We start from the raw sequence: 20,948 nt of genomic DNA on the forward strand, positions 1-20,948 counted from the left end.
GCAACTGCCGACCATGCGCGGGCAGCATGGTGCGACCAGCAGCGTGCGTGGGGGCCGCGCCGGGCGACAACTCGGTTAGGATCCCGCCATCGTCGAAGCAGGAAGGACCCTCGGATGAACACGAACACCACCTCGCGCCGCCCGAAAGGCGCCTTCATCGCCCTTTTCGCCGCCGCTGCCTGGTTCGCGCTGGCCGGCACCGCATGGGCGGGAGAGCCGGCGATCGACGCAGTCAAGAAGGCGCTGCGCACGCCGGATACCGAAGCGGCCGTGGCTGCCGGGGAGCGGGCCATCGCAGCCCTGCCCAAAAGTGCCGAGGCCTGGCATCGCGCTGGACAGGCGTACGGACGGATGGCCATCGAAGTGAACATGCTGCGCAAGGCGAGCTGGGCGACCAAGGCCCGGGACGCGTGGCAGCGCGCGGCCAACCTGGATCCGGATCACCTGGGCGCCCGCGAGGGGCTGGTGCAGTTCTACTCGATGGCGCCGGGCTTCATGGGCGGGGGCAAGGACAAAGCCGCTGCGGAGATTGCCTCGTATGCCGGCCGCAACCCGGCCGGAGGCCATTACCTGCGTGCTTTCACACTGGAGGGTTCTGCCGCGATACGCGAGTTGCGTAGCGCCGTCCGCCTCGACCCCCGGCAACCGCTCTACAGCCGGGGGCTTGCCGTCATGCTCGACCGCAACGAGCGCCCCGACGAGGCCCTTGCGGCTTTGGAGGCCGGGCTCAAACATTCCCCGAAAGATGCCCGGCTGCTGTACCTGCTCGGTCGCCACGCGGCGATGCACGACGTGCGCACAGGAGAGGGCGAGGCCGCACTCGACCGGATCATCACGGGATCCGCCGAGGCGACCGAAGAGGTGTCGCTGGGGGGCGCGCACTGGCGCCGCGGCCAGTTGCGCGAGAAACGCGGCGAGCATGCTGCCGCAACGGCGGACTTCCGCCGCGCCGTGGCACTGGCACCCGATCTGGATGACGCCCGCAGGGACCTCGACCGCCTCCTGGCGCGGCGGAAGTAGCGCAGCCGGCGCGGCTCATTCGAGCTCGACGATCTTCGGCGTCACCAGGTCGAGCGAGACCAGCAGCTCCCCGGCCGTGACCGGCAGGCTGAAGCGTCGCGGCCCTGCACTGCCCGGGTTGATATAGAGCACGCCGTCGCGCTCCTCGACGGCCGGCTTGTGCGAATGCCCGGACACCACGACGCGGATGCCCGTGGCGGCCGGGTCCCGGTCCAGCTGCTTGAGGTCGTGGAGCACCAGGATGCGCACGCGACCGATGGTTTCCTCGCGCACCTCGGGCAACCCGCTCGCCCATTCGCCGCTGTCGATGTTGCCGCGGATCGCCGTCACCGGCGCCAGTGCGCCAAGCGCATCCAGCACCCCGGACTGGCCGATGTCTCCAGCGTGGATGATGTGGTCGCTGCCACGCAGGTAGTCTAGGGCCGCTGGCCGGACCAGTCCGTGGGTATCGGAGACGAGGCCGATTCGCATGGGAATGCTCCGCTCGGGCCGGCGACGTTCGCACGGCGACCGTGGAGCCCGCGTGGCCGTGGGCCAGGGCCGGGTTGAGCGGCCATCCGCGATCCCCGACACTTGCCGGCAGCCAACATGCAAGGAAGACCCATGCGCCTACCAGCCCGAATCACCGCCCTCGCCCTCCTTCTGCCCCTGGCCGCCTGCGGCGTCGCCGAAGAGGGTGCCAAGCTCGCCGCACTGCCCTCGATGATGGAAGGCGCCAAGGACTGCATGCTGGTCCACACCTCCCTGCTCCACGCCGGCTTCGGCCCCTTGTCGGTGGTGGAGCAAACACCCGAGACCGACGAGATCATCGAAGCCCTGCGAGGGGGAGCCGATGCTCTACCGCTGGACGAAACCGGACAGCCGACGCTGCGCAACGCGGCCCGCGAAATCGCCGACATGCTGGACGAGGTCAAGGGGACCACTATCGAAACAACCACCGCCATGGCGAAGTCCGAGCCCTATCAACGCCACACTGGTGTACTGGGTGCCTGGCACGAGGCGAACTGCCAGTCCGAAGAAGCGCCGCAGGGCGACGAGGCCTAGATACGCCGCATCCGAGCCGTCACCACGCCACGTTCGCCCGACCTGTCCTACCCTCCGCTTTCCAGCCGGCGCGAGCACCCGCACTTGAACCATAGTGAAATTCAACGCCTGCTCCGCGCCCTGCCGGGCCGGTGCCTGGTCGTGACACCTTCCCCCGGATACGCGATCGTCGCCGCAAGCGACGGCTGGCTCCGGGAGGTATCTGCGGGCCCAGAGATCATCGGCCGGCCGCTGTTGGAGGTCGTGGGTGGAGCGGACAGTGCGGAGCAGGCGGACCCGCTTGGCGAATCCCTGGACCGCGTCGTTGCCACGTGCGCGCCCGACGACATGGGCACCGTCGGGTACGACATCCAGGGAAGACAAGCCGCTGGCTTCATCGGTCACCGGTGGTCGGTCGTCAATACGCCGGTGCTGGATGCCACGGGCAGCGTCGAATACATCGTCCATCGCATCGAGGACACCGCCCCGAAATCCAGTCGCGATGCGGAAGCCATTCTGGAGAGCATTACCGAGGGATTCTTCACGATCGATCGCCAATGGCGGTTCGACTACGCCAATCCCGAGGCTCACCGCATCCTCGGCAGGCATCCTGGCGATCTCCACGGCAGGAACGTGTGGGACGAGTACCCGGGGCTGGAGCAGACCGAGTTTGCCCCAGCCTACCGGCATACCATGGCTACTCGCGAGAAACGATCGGTCACCGCCTTCTATGCCGATCTGGGCAGTTGGTTCGAAGTCACGGCCTATCCCGCCCCCGAAGGGATCTCGGTGTACTTCCGCGACATCACCGCCCAGAAGAACACGGAGGCCGAACGCGAGCGGCTGGTGCTGGAGTCCGACAACCAGCGGCGCATGTACGAGACCGCCCTCGACAGCACCCCGGACTTCGTCTACGTATTCGACCTTGAGCACTACGTCATCTATGCCAACCAGTCCCTGCTGACAATGTGGGGCGTGGCCGACGCCCGCGGCAAGAAATGGATGGACCTGGGCTACGAGCAGTGGCACGCGGACATGCACGACCGCGAGATCGACCAGGTGATCTCGACCCGGGCACCGATACGTGGCGAGATCCCGTTTACCGGCACCAACGGGCGCCGCGTCTACGAGTACATCTTTTCCCCCGTGCTGGACCCCGAAGGCGAGGTCGTGGCCGTTGCAGGCACTACCCGCGACATCACCGAGCGGCAGGCTGCCGAACAGGCGCTCCGGGAGCAGGCGCAGCGGCTGGCCGAGGCTGACCGCGCCAAGGACGAGTTCCTCGCCACGCTCTCCCACGAGCTGCGCAATCCGCTCGCGCCGCTGCGCAACTCGATCGAGCTGCTGCGCATGATCGGCCGCGACACCGGACAGTCGGCCACCATCCACATGATGATGGAGCGGCAGGTCAACCACCTCGTCCGGCTGGTCGACGACCTCCTGGAGACGTCGCGCATCAGCCGCGGCAATCTGTCACTGCGCATGGAGCGCGTCGGACTGGAGGCGGTGGTGTCGAACGCGGTCGAAACGGTCGAATCGCTGGTGGGTGCCGTGGGGCACGAACTGTCGATCGACCTGCCAGCGCAACCGGTATGGCTGCAGGGCGACCCTGTCAGGCTCGCGCAGATCCTGGGCAACCTGTTGAGCAACGCCGCCCGCTACACCCCCGACGGCGGCCGCATCGAAGTCCGCGCCAGCGCGCAGGGCGATGAAGCCGTCATCGTTGTGCGCGACAACGGCATGGGCATCACGCCCGACGAGCTGCCGCGCATGTTCGAAATGTTCAGCCGCGGCGGGCGGGACAGCAGCCGCAGCCAGGGCGGCCTCGGGATCGGCCTGGCGCTGTCGCGCAAGCTCGCCGAGATGCATGGCGGCACCCTCGTTGGCAGCAGCGACGGCATCGGCCAGGGCAGCGAGTTCACCCTTCGCGTGCCCTTGGCCGAATCCGCGCCCGAACACGCGGACGCGCCTGCGGAGGGTCACGGCCAGCTGGTGCGCTCGCGGGTGCTGGTGGTGGACGACAACATCGATGCCGGCGACAGTCTCGGCCAGGTCCTCGGCCTGCTGGGCGCCGAAGCGCGCGTGGTACGCGACGGCGAGCAGGCGCTGGAGATGTTCGCCGACTGGCGTCCGGCAGTGGTGGTGCTGGATATCGGCATGCCCGGCATGAACGGCTACGAGGTGGCGCGTACCCTGCACGCCCGCTTCCCCGACCACGGCGCCACCCTGGTGGCATTGACCGGCTGGGGCCAGGAGAACGATCGTCGCCAGGCACGGGAGGCGGGCTTCCACCACCACCTGCTGAAGCCGGCGGACATCGGCGTGCTCAGGGAATTGGTGGCCTCGGTCGGCCCGGGCCACAGCCTGGCCGCGACCAACCTCTGATTCCGCGGCACGGTCAGCCGCTGGACCAGCGGGACAGGTCCTGCCGCAGGTTGTCGATGCCCGCCCAGGGGTCCTTGCGCCGCCGCCTCAGGCGCTTGGGCACCTCGACCAGGTCGAACGCGTCACCCCGCTTCAGCGCGCCCAGCTCGGACCACGCCAGTGGCATCGCCACCGGCGCGCCGTCTCGGGCACGCAGCGAGTACGAGGCGACCGCTGTCGCCCCGCGCCCGTTGCGCAGGTAGTCCACGAAGATCTTCTTCGGCCGCAGCTTCAGCGTCGACACCGACACGAAGCGCTGCGGCTGCGATTGCGCCAGCGCATCGGCGAAACCATGTGCGAAGGACTTCACCAGGTCCCATTCGCAGCCCGGGTTGAGCGGCACCACCACGTGCAGCCCCTTGCCACCTGTCGCGCGCAGGAATGAGGTCAGCTCCATCTGCTTGAGCAGATCGCGCACGTCGCGGGCGGCACGTTTGACCTCCGCCCATGGCACGCCCTCCCCCGGGTCGAGGTCGAACACCACCCGATTGGCGATGTCGGGATTCTCGGCGGTAGAGCCCCAGGGGTGGAATTCCAGCCCGTTGAGCTGCACCAGCTCCATCAGGCCTTCGGCATCGCGCACCACCAGGTAATTGGCGTTATTGCCGGCCTCCTCCTTCAGACGCACCAGGTCGACACGCTCCAGGCCCGGCGTGTGGTGCTTCTGGAAGAAACAGGCCTTGCCCGCCCCGCCGGGACAGCGGATGACCGACAGCGGCCGATCGACGATCTCCGGTAACAGGTGGTCCATGACCGCCTCGTAGTAATCGGCGACGTCGCGCTTGGTCAGGCCGCGGTCGGGGTAGATGACCTTGGTCGGGCTGCTGATTTTCACCGGGCTGACAGCTTTGGTGGCGGGCTTGCCGTTCTTGCTACCCGAGCTCTGCGCGCGGTCGCTGTCCGCCAGGTCCAACGGATCCTTGTCCGGTCGCACGGCTTTCAACGACGGCTGCCGCAGTACACCGTCGTCACTGATGCCGCGCATGAACACCTCGACCACGAACATCGGCTCGAACCACTTCGCCCCGCGCAGGTCGGCCTTCCCGCTGGCCACGTGTACCGTCGGCTTCGCGGTACCGGACTTGCCGATGCGCTTGGCGAGCTCGCGCAGCAGCTCGTCGGAGAACCCGGTGCCGACCCGTCCGGCGTACAGCCATCCATGCTTTGCATCGGGACGTGCCAACAGCAGGGAACCGAATCCCTTCCGCGAGCCCTTGGCTGCGGTGTAGCCGACCACCGCGAACTCGTCGGATTCGAGCCGTTTGGTCTTGCGCCAGTCGTCGCCGCGGCCCGGGTGGTAGGTCGCGTGCGCCCGCTTGGAGATGATGCCCTCGAACTTCTGGTCGGCCGCCAGCTGGTACGCGGCGTCGCCATCGGCGGGGATGTGCGAACTGTAGGCCAGGTGGCGCGGCGGCTTGTCCAGCAGTTCCTCGAGCAGGGCCTTGCGCTCGACCAGTGGCGCCTTGTCGATGTCGACGCCGTTGATATGCAGCAGGTCGAACAGGACGAACGACAACATCCCCTGCTGCTCGCCCGACAGCGTCCCCTGCAGCAGGTTGAAGTCGGCCTGGGTGCCCTTGCCGGCGATGAGTTCGCCATCGAGCGCGCCGCTGTCCAGCCCGAGCGCCTCCAGTGCCGCGGTGATCTCGGGCACCTTCCGCGTCCACTCGATCGCGTTGCGCGACCACAAACGGACCCGGCCGCCGCTGATCGTCACCACCAGTCGGTAGCCGTCCCACTTGACCTCGTGCAGCCACTGGTCGCCCTTGGGTGGGTGGTTGCCGAGCTTGGCCAGTTGGGGCTGGAAGGCCTCGTCCGGCAGCTTGCCCTTTGCCGCACCCTCCAGCTTCAGCGCCTTCTTCGCCCAGTCGACGCGCCGCGCCTTGGGTCGCGGCGGCCCGGCTGCCTTTCCAGCAGCCTTCGCGGCGGCCTTGCCGGTGCCCTTCGTAGCCACCTTCTTCGTTGCTGTCTTCTTGGCGTCCTTGGGGTCCGGCGGCGGCGTCACGTCCTCCAGCAGGTCGTCCGCCTCGACCGCGCCCGCGTATTCGTCGTCGTCCTTGAACAGCAGCCACTGGGGCTGTTTCGCCGGCTTGCCGGAGCGCACCAGGTGCCAGCCACCGCGCAGCTTGTCGCCGAACAGTTCGAAGCGCAGGTGGCCCTTCACCAGTTGCGCCTCCGCATCATGCGCGGTCGCCCAGATGCCGGTATCGAATTGCGCGACGTGGCCGCCGCCGTACTCGCCTTTGGGGATTTCGCCCTCGAAGCCGGCGTAGTCGACTGGGTGGTCCTCCACCTCCACCGCCATGCGCTTGACCTTGGGGTCGAAGCTCGGCCCCTTCGGCACCGCCCAGCTCTTGAGCGCGTCGCCCACCTGCAGCCGGAAGTCGTAGTGGCGGCGGCTGGCGTGGTGCAACTGGACCACGAAGATGGCCCGCTGCCCCGGAGGCAGGCGCTTGCCCGGTGCGGGTTCACGGGTCTTGTCGAAGCGGCGCTTGCGGCGGTATTCGGTCAGGCTCAAGGTGGCACGTCCTCCGGCCCCGGTTGGAGTGCACATGAATAGGCCGGGGAGGATGAAACCGGTGCGAATACGTATAATCGGCCGGTGGTAGACCCACCGGTGGGAGAAGCGGGGCAACCCGCTGCCGAAGGCGCAACGCCCGTAATCGCTCAGGCTCCCGAACCACCGGCTGGGACAACTCTGGAGAGACCGGTTCGAATCCGGCGCCGAAGGTGCACGAAGCGCGACCCTCCCCCGTTGCAATTGCAACGCGCTTCAAACTCTCAGGCAAAAGGACAGAGGGGCGCCTTTACGTGCGGCACCGCACGTAGCCCATTGGAATGCCTTGCCCATGAGCCACGACCCCGCTTCCTCCCTGCGCTCGCTCGAGCACCACGACGCGTTCATCGAGCGCCACATCGGCCCCAACGACGCCGAGGTCGCGCAGATGCTGCGCGTCATCGGCCATGAGTCGCTGGAGGCGATGACCGACGCCATCGTGCCGGCGGCGATCAAGTCGCCCGAGCCGCTGGCCCTGCCGCGCGCGATCAGCGAGGTCGAGGCGATCGCCAAGATCCGTACCATCGCCCAGCGCAACAAGGTGTTCCGCAGCTTCATCGGCCAGGGCTACCACGGCACCCACACCCCCAACGTCATCCTGCGCAACGTGCTGGAGAACCCGGGCTGGTACACCGCCTACACCCCGTACCAGGCGGAGATCTCGCAGGGCCGCATGGAAGCGCTGATCAACTTCCAGACCATGTGCGCCGACCTCACCGGCATGGAGATCGCCAACGCGTCGCTGCTGGACGAGGCCACCGCCGCGGCGGAGGCGATGACACTGGCGCGCCGCTCCAGCAAGGCCAAGTCCAACGTCTTCTTTGTTGCCGACGACGTGCTGCCGCAGACCCTGGAAGTGCTGAGCACCCGCGCCGAACCGCTGGGCATCGAGCTGCGCAGCTGCAGCGGCGAGGAAGCCCTGGAGCAGGACAGCTTCGGGGTGCTGCTGCAGTACCCCGGTGTCAACGGCGTGGTCCGCGACTATCGCGAATGGGTGGAGCGCTACCGCGCGCGCAGCGGAGGCATCGTGTGCGTCGCCACCGACCTGCTCGCGCTGACCCTGCTGACGCCGCCGGGCGAATGGGGCGCGGACATCGTGGTCGGCAATACCCAGCGCTTCGGCGTGCCCTATGGCTTCGGCGGCCCCCATGCGGCCTTCATGGCCTGCCGCGACGCCTACAAGCGTTCGATGCCGGGCCGCCTGATCGGCGTGTCGGTCGATGCCGAGGGTGACCCGGCCTATCGCCTGACCCTGCAGACCCGCGAGCAGCACATCCGCCGCGAGAAGGCGACCTCCAACATCTGCACCGCGCAGGTGCTGCTGGCGGTGATGGCGGCGATGTACGCTGTCTACCACGGCCCGGAAGGGCTGGTACGCATCGCCCACCGCACCCACCGCCTGGCCGCGATCCTGGCCGGCGTGCTGAGCAAGACCGGCATCACCGTCGGCGAGCACTTCTTCGACACCCTGCACGTCAGCGGCATCGACGCCGCCGAGCTGCACCGCCGCGCCCGCGACGCCCACATCAACCTGCGCGCCATCGACAGCAGCAGCGTTGGGATCAGCCTGGACGAGACCACCACCCGCGAAGACGTCGCCGCCCTGGCCGGCCTGTTCGGCACCGAGGTCACCGACATCGACGGGCTGGACCGCCAGACCGCCGATGCCCTGCCCGAGGGCCTGCTGCGCAAGAGCCGGTTCCTGACCCACCCGGTGTTCAACACGCACCACAGCGAGCACGAGATGCTGCGCTACCTGCGCTCGCTGGCGGACAAGGACCTGGCGATGGATCGCACCATGATCCCGCTGGGCAGCTGCACCATGAAGCTCAACGCTACCGCGGAGATGCTTCCGATCACGTGGCCCGAGTTCGCCAACATCCATCCGCTGGCCCCGGCCGAGCAGACCGAGGGCTACAAGGAGCTGATCGACGGGCTGGAAGCGATGCTGGTGGAGTGCACCGGCTACGACGCCGTCAGCCTGCAGCCGAACTCCGGGGCGCAGGGCGAGTACGCCGGCCTGCTGGCAATCCGCGCCTACCACCGTGCCAACGGCCAGGAGCAGCGTGACATCTGCCTGATCCCGGAGTCGGCCCACGGCACCAACCCGGCGTCCTCGCAGCTGTGCGGGATGAAGGTGGTGGTGACCAAGTGCGACGCCAACGGCAACGTCGACGTCGAGGACATCCGCGCCCAGGCCGAGAAGTACTCGGACCGGATCGCAGCGCTGATGATCACCTACCCCTCGACCCACGGCGTGTTCGAGGAGGACGTGGTGGAGATCTGCGAGATCATCCACAAGCACGGCGGCCAGGTGTACACCGACGGCGCCAACATGAACGCCCTGGTCGGCATCGCCAAGCCCGGCAAGTGGGGCTCGGACGTCTCCCACCTCAACCTGCACAAGACCTTCTGCATCCCGCACGGCGGCGGCGGCCCGGGCGTCGGCCCGTGCGCGGTCAAGTCGCACCTGGCGCCCTACCTGCCGCGCACCGCGCCGCGGGCCGAGGGTGGCGAGGATGCCGGCGTCGGCATGGTCAGCGCGGCGGCCTACGGCTCCGCATCGATCCTGCCGATCAGCTGGATGTACATCACGCTGATGGGCAGCCAGGGCCTGCGCAAGGCGACCCAGGTGGCGCTGCTCAACGCCAACTACGTCGCCAAGCGGCTGGAGCCGCACTACCCGACCCTCTACACCGGCCGCAACGGGCTGGTCGCGCACGAGTGCATCCTCGACCTGCGCCCGCTGAAGGACGCCACCGGTATCAGCGCCGAGGATGTCACCAAGCGACTGGTCGACTTCGGCTTCCACGCCCCGACGCTGGCGTTCCCGGTGGCAGGGACACTGATGGTGGAGCCGACCGAGAGCGAATCGCTGCACGAGCTGGACCGCTTCATCAACGCGATGATCGAGATCCGGCAGGAGATCCGCGCCATCGAGGAAGGCAAGCTCGACCGCGAGGACAACCCGCTCAAGCACGCCCCGCACACCGCGACCCAGGTCACCGCCAGCGAGTGGACCCGTGGCTACAGCCGCGAACTCGCCGCCTTCCCGCTCGACGTGCTGAAGCGGCAGAAGTACTGGCCGCCGGTGGCGCGCGTGGACAACGTCTACGGCGACAAGAACGTGTTCTGCAGCTGCGTGCCGATCAACGAGTATGAAGGCGAGATCGAAGCCTTCAGCGAGCCGATGGTGTCCTGATTGGCCGCGAGTGAAACGAGAAGCCCCGCTTCGTGCGGGGCTTTTTTGTTTCTGCGAACCCGCAATGTCAGGGCGACATCATGTCCGTCCGCAGCAGCACGAGGGGTTCGCAGGCTTTGGCGCTGCATCCCCAATGGCGGGTCCGTCCATGGTCGGTCCAGACAGCCGTTCCGCCTCCATCGATGGAGAAGTCCCATGACTGCCCTTCCGAGATCAGTCGTCCAGTGATCTTGCAGGGGAGCTGATAGAACATCGCATAGGGAGATTCTTCGAACTCTTCGCTCAGCCGGAAGAACTGCTCTACCTGCGTTGCATCCAGCTGCCAGGCGGCGCAAGCCGAACCCTCCGCGCCATCCACGCCTTGATGGATCGGTGCGTGTACCTCGACGACTCGTACGGATGGCTCAGAAGAAGGGCGGGGCGAGGCGGACAGGCAGCCGGTCATCACCATCACTGTCATACAGCCCAGCACCTTCACCACCTTGTTTGTATGAAATCTCATCGTGCTCATAGATGTCCGCATTGGTAAGTCCGTATTCGCTCTTGAGGATCCCGATCAGCCGCGCAATAGAACTAGCCTGCGCCACTGTAGGTGCTTCCCAGACATTCGCGGCTTTGTCGAACTTGGCAACAGTTTCGATTCCTACGCTGTCTTCGTTTGTTGGAAATCGAATCGGATAGGGCTTGTCTCTCTCGTGAGAGTGGATCCGTGACGGCGCCCACCCCCAACTGTCAATCAAGGCCTGCTCCTCGGCCGAGCATGTTCCGGTGATGTGGCAGCGGGAACGGATCTTTCCCACGTGCGCCGTCTTCTGCAGCAGGCTCGCCGCCTGAATCACGGCTCCATCCTTTCCAACCAGAAAATGGGTACCGACGCCGCGCTCAAACGACCGGATGGTTCCCTCGGTGGTAGTCGAATCGGTGCGGTGAAGAACTATCGCCCGTGGTCCGTCGAGGGGCCCGTTCTCGAGTGCCGGGACAGGGCGGATCTCGTAGCCTGCGTTCTGCACATAGCCGTTGCTACCCACGTATATGGGGACTGCCACTTCCTTGCGTTGGGAATTGGCAATGACACTTGTGATCGAGCCCGCCACATGGACGAACCTGCTCATGGCCCTTCCTCCTTGAGTTCCAGGACGAGCGTTTCCGAGTATTGAGAAGCGAGTAAGTGAGTCCTGCCGTTCCCATCGGTGACCCCCTCCTCGGTACGGCCTTCGGCGCCGACTATCCGGTACGCTCGTCCCACGAGCGGTTCACCGCTCTCCGCGCGCAGGACGAAGGCTTCATCGTAGGCCGCAGCAAACGAATCAGGCGACGCACCTAGCGTAGTAGGAGTTGCAAAGAGCGGGGGTTCCGTCGCTTCCACCCCGGAAGCTTCGAGATGCACCCGCGTCTGGCGTACGGCCAGGATTCCGCAGCCGCACGCCAGGCGGGAGCCGTGGAGCGCTACCGGTTGCCCATCGATGATGGTCGTCGGATCGCCGTCGACGATCGGGAAGGTGCCGTTGTGTTTGGGGCAGGTAGCGGAATCGCCTATCCGTGCCACCGGGGAACCATCGATATCGGTGAAAGGCGAACCGGTCACTACACGGCCGCCACTGGTCGTACTGTCACCCTCGACCGCCCACATCCTTGTCATTGCCGGCCTCCTTGCCAGTTGAAGCCGCAAGTCTGCCAGATCCGGCAGCCGCTCGGGCCGAAAGTGCCCGGGGTTGGCTCCCCTGCTCTCCTGATGCTTGCCGCCGGCTTGCATGAGTCACGCACTCAGTATAACGTTCGTTATAACTACCATTGGAGCCCGTCATGAAGCTCAAGATCACCACCATCGGCAATTCTGCCGGCGTCATCCTCCCCAAGGAGCTGCTCGCTCGGCTTCGCCTGACGAAGGGCGATGAGGTGCACGTGCTCGAGATCCCCGACGGAATCAAGCTGACGGCGTTCGACCCCAAGCTCGCGGCGCAGATGGAGGTAGCAGAGCGGATCATGCGTGAGGATCGCCAGGTCCTCCACAAGCTGGCGCAGTGAGGTGAAGGGGATGATCGTCTGGATCGAAGCGGCCCTTGCACTCGCCATCCATGACCGTCAGTTGGCGGAACACGGCGGAAGCGCTGGCGTACGTGACGCTGCGCTGCTGGACTCTGCCCTGGCGCGACCACAACAATTGTTCGCGTACGGTGAGCCGCCCCCGGATGTTGCGGCCCTTGCCGGCAGCCTTGCCCATGGCCTGGCCCGCAACCATCCTTTTGTCGACGGCAACAAGCGCACCGCGCATGTCTGCTACCGCGTGTTCCTCGCTTTGAACGATGTCGAACTCGAGGCAAGCGAAGAGGAGAAGTACGCCGCGATGATCGGACTAGCGGAAGGCAGCCTGTCGGAAGCCGACTTCGCCGAATGGCTGCGTCGACACATCTGCTGCAAAGACGCCACCTCCGTCAACGAGCCGGCGCCCAGCTACGGCTGAACGCTCAGTCGCGGTGGGCAGCGTCCTTATGTGTCACCACCCGCCAGACGTACCAGATCGCGATGCCACCCAGCACCACGTTCGAAATCGGGCCGACCCAGTCACCGACGCGTTCGAAGTTGCCGCCAAGCAGGTAGCCCAGGTAGACCAGCAGTGCCGTCCAGGCCAGGCTGCCTGCCGCCGTGTAGAGCAGGAACGGCAGCAGCGACATCCCCTGGATGCCCGCCGGTATCGAGATCAGGGAACGCAGGCCAGGAATCAGCCTGCAGACGAACACGGCCCAGCCGCCATGGCGATCGAACCAGCCCGATGCACGCTCGATGTCCTTGCGCGACAGCGTCAACCAGCGTCCGTGGCGGTCCGCGAACTTCATCAATCGCTCTTTCCCGACCTTGCGCCCGATCCAGTAGAGGACGAGCGCGCCGAGCAATGAACCCGCCGTGCCTGCCACGATAGCGCCCCACAAGGACATGTCGCCGCTCGAAGCCAGGTAGCCGGCCAGTGGCATGACGAGCTCGGACGGGATGGGCGGAAACACCGTTTCCAGCAGCGTCAGCAGGAAGACGCCGAGCTCGCCCATTCGCGTGATCGTGCTGGTGATCCAGTCGCCCATGGTGCCGTCCAGCGGAGAGTGGGCGGCCAGCGTGCGGACCGACGGGTGGAGCGGGCGTGACCGTCAGCCGCCAGCCAATCCACCGCCCATGCGACCCGGCAGTGCGCCTTCGTCATCCACCGCATCGGGATCGTCGAGGTCACCAACTTCCTTGTCCATGCCGGCTTCGGGATCCGGTTCCACCGGTGGGCCTGCTGCCGGATCCTTGGCGGGATCCGTTTTCGGGTTGGTTCCAGCGCCCTGCTTCGGGTCGCGCTCGTCTGTTCCAGCCATGTCCGTGTCCTCGCTTGGGGAGAGACCGAGACTAGGACCGGTGCGGTGAACGCGCGGCATGCGCCCACAGCATCCTCAGAACGCGTAGCGCACCACCATCTGGTACACCGGGCCAGCGCTTTCCGTCTCCAGCTCGTACTCGTCATGGTCGCGGTCCAGCTGGTCGCCGAGCGTGTCGAACTTGTGGAACACCTCGTCCTTGGACGCGTCCAGCAGGTTGGTGCCGGTCAGGCGCACCGACCACTGGTCGCCAAAGCGCTTCTCGACGAAGGCTTCCAGGTCCTCGCCGTAGCGGGTGGTGACTTCTTCGGCGAGCAGCCGCGCATGGGCATCACCCTGGCGGCGATAGCTGACGCCGAAACTCATGCCCAGCGCAGGCAGGTCCTGCATGAAGCCGACGTTGAGCACCGAGCGGGCCTGGTCGTTGAATCGGCGCGTGCCGAGGGCATCCTCGACGTTGCTGTCCAGCCACGAGTAGTTGAGGAACACGCCCGTATCCGGAAGGCCGAATGCGTCCAGCGGTGTCGACAGGTCCAGCTCGACACCGAAGACCTCGCCATCGCCCACGTTGGCGGCGGTGTAGACATAGCTGTCGGGATCGAGCACGGGATAGCCCGGTGAACCGGGGGCGGCGCCCGGGTTGTCCGCCAGGAAGTCATCCACCTCATCCTCGAAGTCCCCCAGCGCCTCGTCACTGGGCTCCCCGGTATTGACCAGCTCGATCAGGTCGCTGACGTCGCGGTAGAACAGGTTGAGGCCAACCACGCCACGGCGGCCGATGCGGTGCTCGAAGCCCAGGTCGACGCCCGTCGCACTTTCCTGTTGCAGCGCCGGGTCACCGATGAAGTCGTTGTCGCCGTACTCCCCCTCCAGCAGCACTGGCGTGAGGTAGTCAAATGATGGCCTGCGTACCGTGCGGGCCAGGGACAGGCTCAGGCGATCGTTGGTGGTCAGGTTCCAACGCAGGTGCGCCGAGGGCAGCAGCATGCCTTCATCGTGCTCATGGGATTCGCCGTCCACGGCCACGCGGGTGTCGGTGGTCTCGTAGCGCAGGCCGGTTTCCCAGTCGAGGTGCCCTGCCGTCCCGGACAACATCAGGTACGGATCGATACGGTTTTCGCGGATGTCGCTGTCGGTGACATCGAAGTCCGCATACGGCGGCAATGGCTCGCCTTCCTCCTCCGCTTCCACTTCGCTGACCCCGAGCTCCAGCTCGCGATCCTTTCGGGTCAAATCGACGCCGAACTCGAGCTCCGCCGCCCCGGCAGGCCTGCGGTGCGAAAGCGCGGCACTGAATTCATCGTCGCGCAACGCCGTCAGCTCGCGCGTGCCTTCGAAGCCGTCCCATGCGGGCGGCGCCTCGCCGTCGTCGTAGCCCACCTCCACTTCGGTGGACATCGTGTCATCGTCGAATCGGGAGAAGCTCAGGTCGACCTCCGTGTCGCCGCCGGCCATGGCGAACCCGTAACCGCCCTTGATGGCGAAGTTGTCCTGGCGGATGTCCTCGACCTGGTCGTTCACCGAGAGCAGGTTGTCCATCGCCGTGCCGGCCGGCACGTTGTACTCGCGCGAGTGCTCGGTTTCGGTGCGATCGGTGCGCACGTAGACGCCAGACAGCGACAGCCGCCCTTCGCCGATGTCGCGCACGTAGGACAGGTTCACCGACGTGTCCTCGCCGTCGCGGATGTCGGACTGGTCCTCGCGGTTGTCGAATTCACCGCCCGGCGCGTCATAACGCAGGCTGGTCTTCTGCTTGGGGTTGTAGCGGCCCTGATGGCTGATGCCGCCCAGCACGCGGGCGTCGCCAACCGCGCCGCTGGCGACCGCCGCCACCGTCGGCGTCACCTCGCCGTCGTCGAAGCGGGACGCACCCAGGCGCACGTAGCCACCGTCGAACTCGTAGGCGTCGCGCAACACGATGTTGATGGCGCCGGCCACCGCATCGCCTGAACGATTGGCGCTGGGGCTGCGGACAATCTCCACCCGCTCGACCACTTCGGCCGGGATGCGGTCGACGAAGAACGAACGGTCCGCGCCGCCACCGGGCACCTTCTTGCCGTTCACCAGGATCTGCGTGTAGCCCGGATCCATGCCGCGCAGGCGGGCGCCGTCGTACTCCAGCACATCGGACACGAAGGCCACGCTCGGCACGCGCTTGAGCATGTCGCCGACCGTGCGCGGCTCGAAACGCTGGAAGAACTCGACCCCGTAGCTCAGGGTCGGTGCAGTGTCGGCGCTGCGGTCGCGGTAGACGATCTGTCCGGTCACCTTCACCGCATCCAGGTCCACCGCGTCGGGTGCGGGCCCACCCGTCTGCTGTGCGTGGGCAACAGGCACGGCCAGTAGGGTGACGGCCAGCGCGCGGGCCAAACCGAGGGCGAGGGGGTTGGACTTCATGGGATCGCCTGGTGGGTGTGAAGGCGACCACGATCAGGCACGAATATGGCGGCAGGATGACGGTTCCGAACCGCATGTCACGGGTGTAGGGCATGTCGCGGAACTGTCATGCGTCGGTGATAGAAACGTCGTCTCCATGTCATCCGGACCGACCGCCGATGCTGCCTGCCCACCCCGCCCGCACTGCCGTTCCGCTCACCATCCGCAGCCTGGCCAGCGCCTGCCTGCTCGGCCTGCTTGCCGCCTGCGCCAGCGTGCCGGGTGATCGCGAACCGGATGACAACGACGAGGACCCGATGCTGTCCCAAGCCGGCGTGCCCCACGCCGTCGTGCCCGAGGCCTTCATCACCACGCGCACCCCGGACGACAACGTCGACTCGCCTGCGCTGTGGCGTGGCCCCGACGGACGCGCCTTGCTGCTGGCCACGGCCAAGGCCACCGGACGGCTGATGGCCTACGACGGCGATACTGGTGAGAGCCTGGATCCGCTCGGCCGCCGCGGCACCGGCGCCGCCGAGTTCGACCGCCCCAATGGCATCTTCGTGGTCGACGACCTGGTGTTCGTGGTCGAGCGCGACAACCAGCGCGTGCAGGTGCTACGCCTGCCGGGCTTCGAGCCGGTCGGCCATTTCGGCGGCAGCGAGTTGAAGCAGCCGTATGGCATCTGGCTGCACGCCACCGCCCCGGGCCGTTACGACGTTCGCGTCACCGATGCCTACATGGCGGGCGTTGACGCCGACGATGAGGACATCGTCCCACCACTGGCCGAGCTGGACCGGCGCATCCAGCGCTATACCGTCACCATCGACGGCGACACGCTGCAGGCAACGCAGGTCGGCTCCGAAGGCGATACCACCGCCGCCGGCGCCATCCGCATCCCCGAATCGATCTGGGGTGATACGGCACACGGCCGCCTGCTGGTCGCCGAGGAAGACACCGTCACCGGTACCGCCCTGCGCGAGTACCGCCTGGATGGTCGGTTCGCCGGCCGCACCATCGGCGAGGGCCTGTTCAAGGCGCAGGCCGAAGGCATCGCCCTGTGGCAGTGCGACGACGGCAGCGGTTACTGGCTGGCTACCGACCAGTTCAAGGACCGCAGCCTGTTCCACGTGTTCGACCGCGAAAACCTTGCCCACCTGGGCGCCTTCGCAGGCAAGACCACCGGCAACACCGACGGTGTCTGGCTGCACCAGCCTGGAACCGCGAACTTCCCGGCCGGGGTGTTCTACGCCGTGCACGACGACATGGCCGTAGCCGCATTCGACTGGCGCGCCATCGCCACGGCCCTGGACCTCCGCCAGACCTGCACTGCCTCCATGCCTCACCCCACGCCCGCCACCACGCGCCGGTAATACGGCAACAACGCGGCTGCGCGTGCCACCACGAACACCACGAATGCCCCCCACAGGCCGTGGTTCCCGAACCGCCCCGCCAGCGGCCACGCCACCAGCAGGAACACCGCCAACGAGACCAGCCCCGCATTGCGCATCTCGCGCGTGCGGGTGGCGCCGATGAACACCCCGTCCAGCTGGAACGCCGCCACCGAGACCAGCACGTACAGCGCCGTCCACGGCAGGTAGGTGGCCGCCGCCGCGCGCACCGGCTGCAGTACCGTGAGCGCCTCGACGATCGAGGCGCCGAGCAGCGCAATCCCCAGCGCCAGCACCGCCGCGGTTCCGAAAGTCAGCTCGCTCGACAGGCGCACCGCCCGCCGGAAGCGCAGCCGGTCGCGTGCACCCACCGCACCGCCAACCAGCGCCTCGGCCACGAACGCGAACCCGTCCAGGAAGAACGCGCTGAAGGACACCAGCTGCAACAGGATGTGGTTGGCCGCGAGTGTCACGTCGCCGAACCGCGCGCCCTGGTTGGCGAACCAGCCGAAGCCCAGCAACAGGCACAACGTGCGCACCAGGATGTCGCCATTGGCCATCAGCGATTGGCGCAGCTTCACCCGGTCGGCGATACGCAGCCACGGCAGGAACGGCTCGCCGTCGCGGTGCCGACGGCGCAGCAAGCGCCACAGCAGCACCGCCGCAACCACGCAGGTCTCCCACTCCGCCAGCGCCGTACCCAGTCCGATGCCACGCGCGCCCATCCCAAGCCCGGCGGCAAAGTACACGTCCAGCCCCGCGTTGAGCCCGTTGAGCAGCAACTGCACGAACAGCAGGGTGCGCACGTGGCCAAGCCCGATCAGCGCGCCACTCAGCGCGTACAGCGCCAGCGCCGCCGGCGCCCCCAGATGCGCGCGTGGTAGTACTCGCGGCCGACCGACTCCACCGTAGCGCTGCCATCCATCAGCGCGAAGTAGCCCTGTACCACCGGCCACTGCAGCAACCACACGCCAACGCCGAGCCCGATGCCCAGCAACAACGAGCGCCCGAGCGTCGCCCGCACCTCCGGCTCGTCGCCCGCCCCGTCGGCCTGTGCGATGAAGCCGGTCGTGGCCATGCGCAGGAAGCCGAAGCTCCAGTAGACGAAGTTGAACAGCAGCGCGCCCAGCGCCAGCGCACCCAGGTCCGCCGCGGTGCCGAAGTGGCCGATCACCGCCGTGTCCACCAGCCCCAGCGTCGGGACGGCGGCGTTGGCGATGATGATCGGCCACGCCCGGCGGGCGATGGCGAGACGGGTGATCGGGGCACCGGCAGTGGCTGCACTCATGGCGCCATGATGCCGGCAGGCCTAATGAAAAACTAACGCCGCGGGCTGCAGCATCGGGCTGTCCCCCTCAAGGAGCACGGCCATGTCGAGCGACGATCGCAAATCCAACACGGGTTCGACCACCTCCACCGGCGCACCCGCCCCCAGCGACCGCAACTCACTCACCGTCGGCCCGGACGGCCCGATCCTGCTGCACGACGTGCACCTGGTCGACCAGCTGGCGCACTTCAACCGCGAGAAGGTCATCGAGCGCCAGCCGCACGCGAAGGGTGCCGGCGCATTCGGCGTGTTCGAGACCACCGAAGACGTCTCCCGCTACACCAAAGCCGCGCTGTTCCAGCCCGGTGGCAAATCGGACCTGCTGTTGCGCTTCTCCACCGTCGCCGGCGAGATGGGAAGCCCCGACACCTGGCGGGACGTGCGCGGGTTCTCGATCAAGTTCTATACCAGCGAAGGCAACTACGACCTGGTCGGCAACAACACCCCGATCTTCTTCGTACGTGACCCGATGAAGTTCCCGCACTTCATCCGCAGCCAGAAGCGCCTGCCCGACTCCGGCCTTCGCGACAACCACATGCAGTGGGACTTCTGGACCAACAACCCCGAATCCGCGCACCAGGTCACCTACCTGATGGGCGTGCGCGGGCTGCCGCGCACCTGGCGGCACATGAACGGCTACGGCTCGCACACCTACATGTGGATCAACGCCGCCGGTGAAAAGTTCTGGGTGAAGTACCACTTCCACACCCAGCAGGGCATGGCGTTCTTCAGCAATGCCGAAGCGCAGGACATGGCCGGCGCCGATGCCGACTTCCACCGTCGCGACCTGTTCGACGCCATCGCCCGCGGCGAGCACCCCGAATGGGCGTTGTCCGTGCAGGTGATGCCGTACGCCGAGGCCAAGGACTACCGCTACAACCCGTTCGACCTGACCAAGGTCTGGTCGCACAAGGACTACCCGCTGATCCCGGTCGGCACGCTTACCTTGAACCGCAACCCGGAGAACTTCTTCGCCCAGATCGAGCAGGCCGCGTTCTCCCCAGGCAATACCGTGCCGGGCATCGGTTTGTCACCCGACAGGATGCTGCTGGCGCGATCGTTCGCCTACAGCGATGCCCAGCGCAACCGCATCGGCGCCAACTTCCACCAGTTGCCGGTCAACCAGCCGCAGGTGCCGGTGAACACCTACATGTTCGACGGTCCAATGGCGTACCAGAACAGCGGCGATGCCCCGGTCTATGCCGCCAACAGCGGCGGTCGCCCGTGGTCGGACAAGACAGGCGTGATGGACGACAGCTGGGAATCCGACGGCGAGATGGTGCGCTGCGCCTACACCCTGCGTGCCGAAGACGACGACTTCACCCAGCCCGGCATCATGGTGCGCGAGGTGTTCAACGACGCCGAGCGCGACGCGCTGGTGGAACAGGTGTCAGGCAGCCTGCTGGGTGGCGTGCGCAGCCCGGTGCTGGAGCGCGCGTTCGAGTACTGGAAGGGCATCGACCCCGACGTGGGCAGGCGGATCGAAGAGAAGGTGCGTGCCGGCGCCGCGTCCGAACCCGCCGCCGGCATGGGCGAGAGCTGACGCCCCACCCATCCGGCGGCTGACGGGTCACCTTGCCGAATGGCGGGTGACCCACCCCAGGAAGCTGTCCACCCAGCCCTGCAGGAACTCCTTGCTGGCCGGACCGATGTTGCCGGCATCGTCGAACAGCCCATCCTTGGCGTGGATGAACGCCTCGGGCTGGTTCAAGGTCGGCATGTCGAGATAGGCCAGGATGTTACGCAGGTGCTGCTGCGCCATCGCCGTGCCAATTGCGCCGACCGAGACCCCGATCACCCCGGCCGGCTTGCCGGCGAACGCACTCTTCCCGTACGGGCGCGAAGCATGGTCGATCGCGTTCTTCAGCACGCCCGACACAGAGCGGTTGTACTCCGGCGTCACGAACAACACGCCATCGGCGGACTGCAGCTCCGACTTCAAGCGCTTCACCGCATCGGCCTGGTTGTCGTCGTCATCCTGGTTATAGAGCGGCAGGTCGCCGATCTCCAGCTGCTCGAAGGTGACATCCGAAGGCGCCAGGCGTGCGAGCGCATCGGCCAGCTTGCGGTTGAAGGATTCCTTGCGGAGGCTGCCGACGAGGACGGCAATGGTGGTCTGGCTCATGAGGGACTCCATGTGGCTGGGGTGGGCCGGCACCGGCCCTGGAGCCCTGCTCGACAGGACGACGCCGGTTTGGACCCCCGAGTCTCGGCTGGCGCGGCTTCAATCCACGTGAAGCGCCAACCCACCCACTCACCCATCCCGCCCCTGTAGGAGCGG

19 protein-coding genes and 1 riboswitch are annotated in these 20,948 nt (G+C 66.9%); of the genes, 8 read left to right on the forward strand and 11 right to left on the reverse strand.

Annotated features, from left to right (window positions below):
- Window positions 1-114 precede the first annotated feature (114 nt).
- The gene (locus B5D37_RS03940) at window positions 115-1,020 is read left to right on the forward strand and encodes a tetratricopeptide repeat protein (protein WP_078757355.1); all 906 of its coding nucleotides are present in this window, start codon (window positions 115-117) and stop codon (window positions 1,018-1,020) included.
- A gap of 15 nt (window positions 1,021-1,035) precedes the next feature.
- Here B5D37_RS03940 and B5D37_RS03945 read toward each other — a convergent pair whose 3' ends face one another.
- Window positions 1,036-1,491: a metallophosphoesterase family protein gene (locus tag B5D37_RS03945; RefSeq protein WP_078757356.1), complete on the reverse strand. Its 456-nt coding sequence runs from the start codon at window positions 1,489-1,491 to the stop codon at window positions 1,036-1,038.
- Window positions 1,492-1,623: 132 nt separating this feature from the next.
- Between B5D37_RS03945 and B5D37_RS03950 the strand changes: the two genes are divergently transcribed.
- Entirely contained in the window at window positions 1,624-2,064 is a 441-nt protein-coding gene (locus tag B5D37_RS03950; protein WP_078757357.1) for a hypothetical protein, read from the forward strand.
- Between the two features lie 141 nt (window positions 2,065-2,205).
- A complete protein-coding gene (locus tag B5D37_RS03955) occupies window positions 2,206-4,428 on the forward strand; it encodes a PAS domain-containing hybrid sensor histidine kinase/response regulator (protein ID WP_078757358.1) in 2,223 nt (740 codons plus the stop codon).
- Window positions 4,429-4,441: 13 nt separating this feature from the next.
- On the opposite strand, the gene ligD is transcribed toward B5D37_RS03955, so the two are convergent.
- Window positions 4,442-6,985, reverse strand: coding sequence for a DNA ligase D (gene ligD, locus B5D37_RS03960; RefSeq protein ID WP_078757359.1), 2,544 nt, complete (start codon window positions 6,983-6,985; stop codon window positions 4,442-4,444).
- 170 nt (window positions 6,986-7,155) lie between these two features.
- A riboswitch (glycine riboswitch) is annotated at window positions 7,156-7,274 on the forward strand.
- Between the two features lie 42 nt (window positions 7,275-7,316).
- Here ligD and gcvP point away from each other — a divergent pair.
- The gene (gcvP, locus tag B5D37_RS03965) at window positions 7,317-10,226 is read left to right on the forward strand and encodes an aminomethyl-transferring glycine dehydrogenase (RefSeq protein WP_078757360.1); all 2,910 of its coding nucleotides are present in this window, start codon (window positions 7,317-7,319) and stop codon (window positions 10,224-10,226) included.
- A 67-nt stretch (window positions 10,227-10,293) separates the two neighbouring features.
- Here the strand turns inward: gcvP and B5D37_RS03970 are convergent, their stop codons facing one another.
- From B5D37_RS03970 to B5D37_RS03980, 3 genes are read right to left on the reverse strand one after another with little or no spacing between them, the layout of a single operon-like run.
- On the reverse strand, window positions 10,294-10,686 hold the full coding sequence (locus B5D37_RS03970; RefSeq protein ID WP_143814110.1) for a hypothetical protein: 393 nt from the start codon (window positions 10,684-10,686) through the stop codon (window positions 10,294-10,296).
- Entirely contained in the window at window positions 10,631-11,338 is a 708-nt protein-coding gene (locus tag B5D37_RS03975; protein ID WP_078757362.1) for a peptidoglycan recognition protein family protein, read from the reverse strand. Before B5D37_RS03975 ends, B5D37_RS03970 begins: the two co-directional genes overlap by 56 nt.
- Entirely contained in the window at window positions 11,335-11,865 is a 531-nt protein-coding gene (locus B5D37_RS03980; protein WP_234987686.1) for a PAAR domain-containing protein, read from the reverse strand. Before B5D37_RS03980 ends, B5D37_RS03975 begins: the two co-directional genes overlap by 4 nt.
- A 164-nt stretch (window positions 11,866-12,029) precedes the next feature.
- Between B5D37_RS03980 and B5D37_RS03985 the strand changes: the two genes are divergently transcribed.
- On the forward strand, window positions 12,030-12,251 hold the full coding sequence (locus B5D37_RS03985; RefSeq protein ID WP_078757363.1) for an AbrB/MazE/SpoVT family DNA-binding domain-containing protein: 222 nt from the start codon (window positions 12,030-12,032) through the stop codon (window positions 12,249-12,251).
- A 10-nt stretch (window positions 12,252-12,261) separates the two neighbouring features.
- Window positions 12,262-12,687 carry a type II toxin-antitoxin system death-on-curing family toxin gene (locus B5D37_RS03990; RefSeq protein WP_078757481.1) on the forward strand — a complete coding sequence of 142 codons (426 nt, stop codon included), beginning with the start codon at window positions 12,262-12,264 and terminating at the stop codon, window positions 12,685-12,687.
- A 4-nt stretch (window positions 12,688-12,691) separates the two neighbouring features.
- Here the strand turns inward: B5D37_RS03990 and B5D37_RS03995 are convergent, their stop codons facing one another.
- The 3 genes from B5D37_RS03995 to B5D37_RS04000 all read right to left on the reverse strand — a co-directional run bounded on the left by B5D37_RS03995 (window position 12,692) and on the right by B5D37_RS04000 (window position 15,970).
- On the reverse strand, window positions 12,692-13,300 hold the full coding sequence (locus B5D37_RS03995; protein ID WP_078757364.1) for a DedA family protein: 609 nt from the start codon (window positions 13,298-13,300) through the stop codon (window positions 12,692-12,694).
- A 63-nt stretch (window positions 13,301-13,363) separates the two neighbouring features.
- The gene (locus tag B5D37_RS14605; protein ID WP_143814111.1) at window positions 13,364-13,573 is read right to left on the reverse strand and encodes a hypothetical protein; all 210 of its coding nucleotides are present in this window, start codon (window positions 13,571-13,573) and stop codon (window positions 13,364-13,366) included.
- A 75-nt stretch (window positions 13,574-13,648) separates the two neighbouring features.
- The gene (locus B5D37_RS04000; protein ID WP_078757365.1) at window positions 13,649-15,970 is read right to left on the reverse strand and encodes a TonB-dependent receptor plug domain-containing protein; all 2,322 of its coding nucleotides are present in this window, start codon (window positions 15,968-15,970) and stop codon (window positions 13,649-13,651) included.
- A gap of 158 nt (window positions 15,971-16,128) precedes the next feature.
- Between B5D37_RS04000 and B5D37_RS04005 the strand changes: the two genes are divergently transcribed.
- The gene (locus B5D37_RS04005; protein WP_078757366.1) at window positions 16,129-17,322 is read left to right on the forward strand and encodes a phytase; all 1,194 of its coding nucleotides are present in this window, start codon (window positions 16,129-16,131) and stop codon (window positions 17,320-17,322) included.
- Here the strand turns inward: B5D37_RS04005 and B5D37_RS14890 are convergent.
- On the reverse strand, window positions 17,292-18,146 hold the full coding sequence (locus B5D37_RS14890) for an MATE family efflux transporter (RefSeq protein ID WP_200809179.1): 855 nt from the start codon (window positions 18,144-18,146) through the stop codon (window positions 17,292-17,294). The two genes, B5D37_RS04005 and B5D37_RS14890, sit on opposite strands and share 31 nt — an antisense overlap.
- Window positions 18,147-18,172: 26 nt before the next feature.
- Complete coding sequence (locus B5D37_RS14895) at window positions 18,173-18,628, reverse strand: MATE family efflux transporter (protein WP_200809180.1); 456 nt, start codon at window positions 18,626-18,628, stop codon at window positions 18,173-18,175.
- An 82-nt stretch (window positions 18,629-18,710) separates the two neighbouring features.
- Here B5D37_RS14895 and B5D37_RS04015 point away from each other — a divergent pair, with 82 nt between their 5' ends.
- A complete protein-coding gene (locus B5D37_RS04015) occupies window positions 18,711-20,210 on the forward strand; it encodes a catalase (protein ID WP_078757367.1) in 1,500 nt (499 codons plus the stop codon).
- Window positions 20,211-20,237: 27 nt separating this feature from the next.
- On the opposite strand, the gene B5D37_RS04020 is transcribed toward B5D37_RS04015, so the two are convergent.
- Complete coding sequence (locus tag B5D37_RS04020; protein WP_078757368.1) at window positions 20,238-20,792, reverse strand: NADPH-dependent FMN reductase; 555 nt, start codon at window positions 20,790-20,792, stop codon at window positions 20,238-20,240.
- Window positions 20,793-20,948: the final 156 nt, after the last annotated feature.

The sequence above is a fragment of the Lysobacter spongiicola DSM 21749 genome (assembly GCF_900167055.1).
Lineage (GTDB): Bacteria > Pseudomonadota > Gammaproteobacteria > Xanthomonadales > Xanthomonadaceae > Novilysobacter > Novilysobacter spongiicola.

What these genes read in the sequence shown, in the direction of transcription:
- B5D37_RS03940 (WP_078757355.1), top strand. Translation starts at nt 115, where the DNA reads ATGAACACGAACACCACCTCGCGCCGCCCGAAAGGCGCCTTCATCGCC.
- B5D37_RS03945 (WP_078757356.1), bottom strand. Translation starts at nt 1,491, where the DNA reads ATGCGAATCGGCCTCGTCTCCGATACCCACGGACTGGTCCGGCCAGCG.
- B5D37_RS03950 (WP_078757357.1), top strand. Translation starts at nt 1,624, where the DNA reads ATGCGCCTACCAGCCCGAATCACCGCCCTCGCCCTCCTTCTGCCCCTG.
- gcvP (WP_078757360.1), top strand. Translation starts at nt 7,317, where the DNA reads ATGAGCCACGACCCCGCTTCCTCCCTGCGCTCGCTCGAGCACCACGAC.
- B5D37_RS03970 (WP_143814110.1), bottom strand. Translation starts at nt 10,686, where the DNA reads ATGACAGTGATGGTGATGACCGGCTGCCTGTCCGCCTCGCCCCGCCCT.
- B5D37_RS03975 (WP_078757362.1), bottom strand. Translation starts at nt 11,338, where the DNA reads ATGAGCAGGTTCGTCCATGTGGCGGGCTCGATCACAAGTGTCATTGCC.
- B5D37_RS03980 (WP_234987686.1), bottom strand. Translation starts at nt 11,865, where the DNA reads ATGACAAGGATGTGGGCGGTCGAGGGTGACAGTACGACCAGTGGCGGC.
- B5D37_RS03985 (WP_078757363.1), top strand. Translation starts at nt 12,030, where the DNA reads ATGAAGCTCAAGATCACCACCATCGGCAATTCTGCCGGCGTCATCCTC.
- B5D37_RS03990 (WP_078757481.1), top strand. Translation starts at nt 12,262, where the DNA reads ATGATCGTCTGGATCGAAGCGGCCCTTGCACTCGCCATCCATGACCGT.
- B5D37_RS03995 (WP_078757364.1), bottom strand. Translation starts at nt 13,300, where the DNA reads ATGGGCGACTGGATCACCAGCACGATCACGCGAATGGGCGAGCTCGGC.
- B5D37_RS14605 (WP_143814111.1), bottom strand. Translation starts at nt 13,573, where the DNA reads ATGGCTGGAACAGACGAGCGCGACCCGAAGCAGGGCGCTGGAACCAAC.
- B5D37_RS04000 (WP_078757365.1), bottom strand. Translation starts at nt 15,970, where the DNA reads ATGAAGTCCAACCCCCTCGCCCTCGGTTTGGCCCGCGCGCTGGCCGTC.
- B5D37_RS04005 (WP_078757366.1), top strand. Translation starts at nt 16,129, where the DNA reads ATGCTGCCTGCCCACCCCGCCCGCACTGCCGTTCCGCTCACCATCCGC.
- B5D37_RS14895 (WP_200809180.1), bottom strand. Translation starts at nt 18,628, where the DNA reads ATGAGTGCAGCCACTGCCGGTGCCCCGATCACCCGTCTCGCCATCGCC.
- B5D37_RS04015 (WP_078757367.1), top strand. Translation starts at nt 18,711, where the DNA reads ATGTCGAGCGACGATCGCAAATCCAACACGGGTTCGACCACCTCCACC.
- B5D37_RS04020 (WP_078757368.1), bottom strand. Translation starts at nt 20,792, where the DNA reads ATGAGCCAGACCACCATTGCCGTCCTCGTCGGCAGCCTCCGCAAGGAA.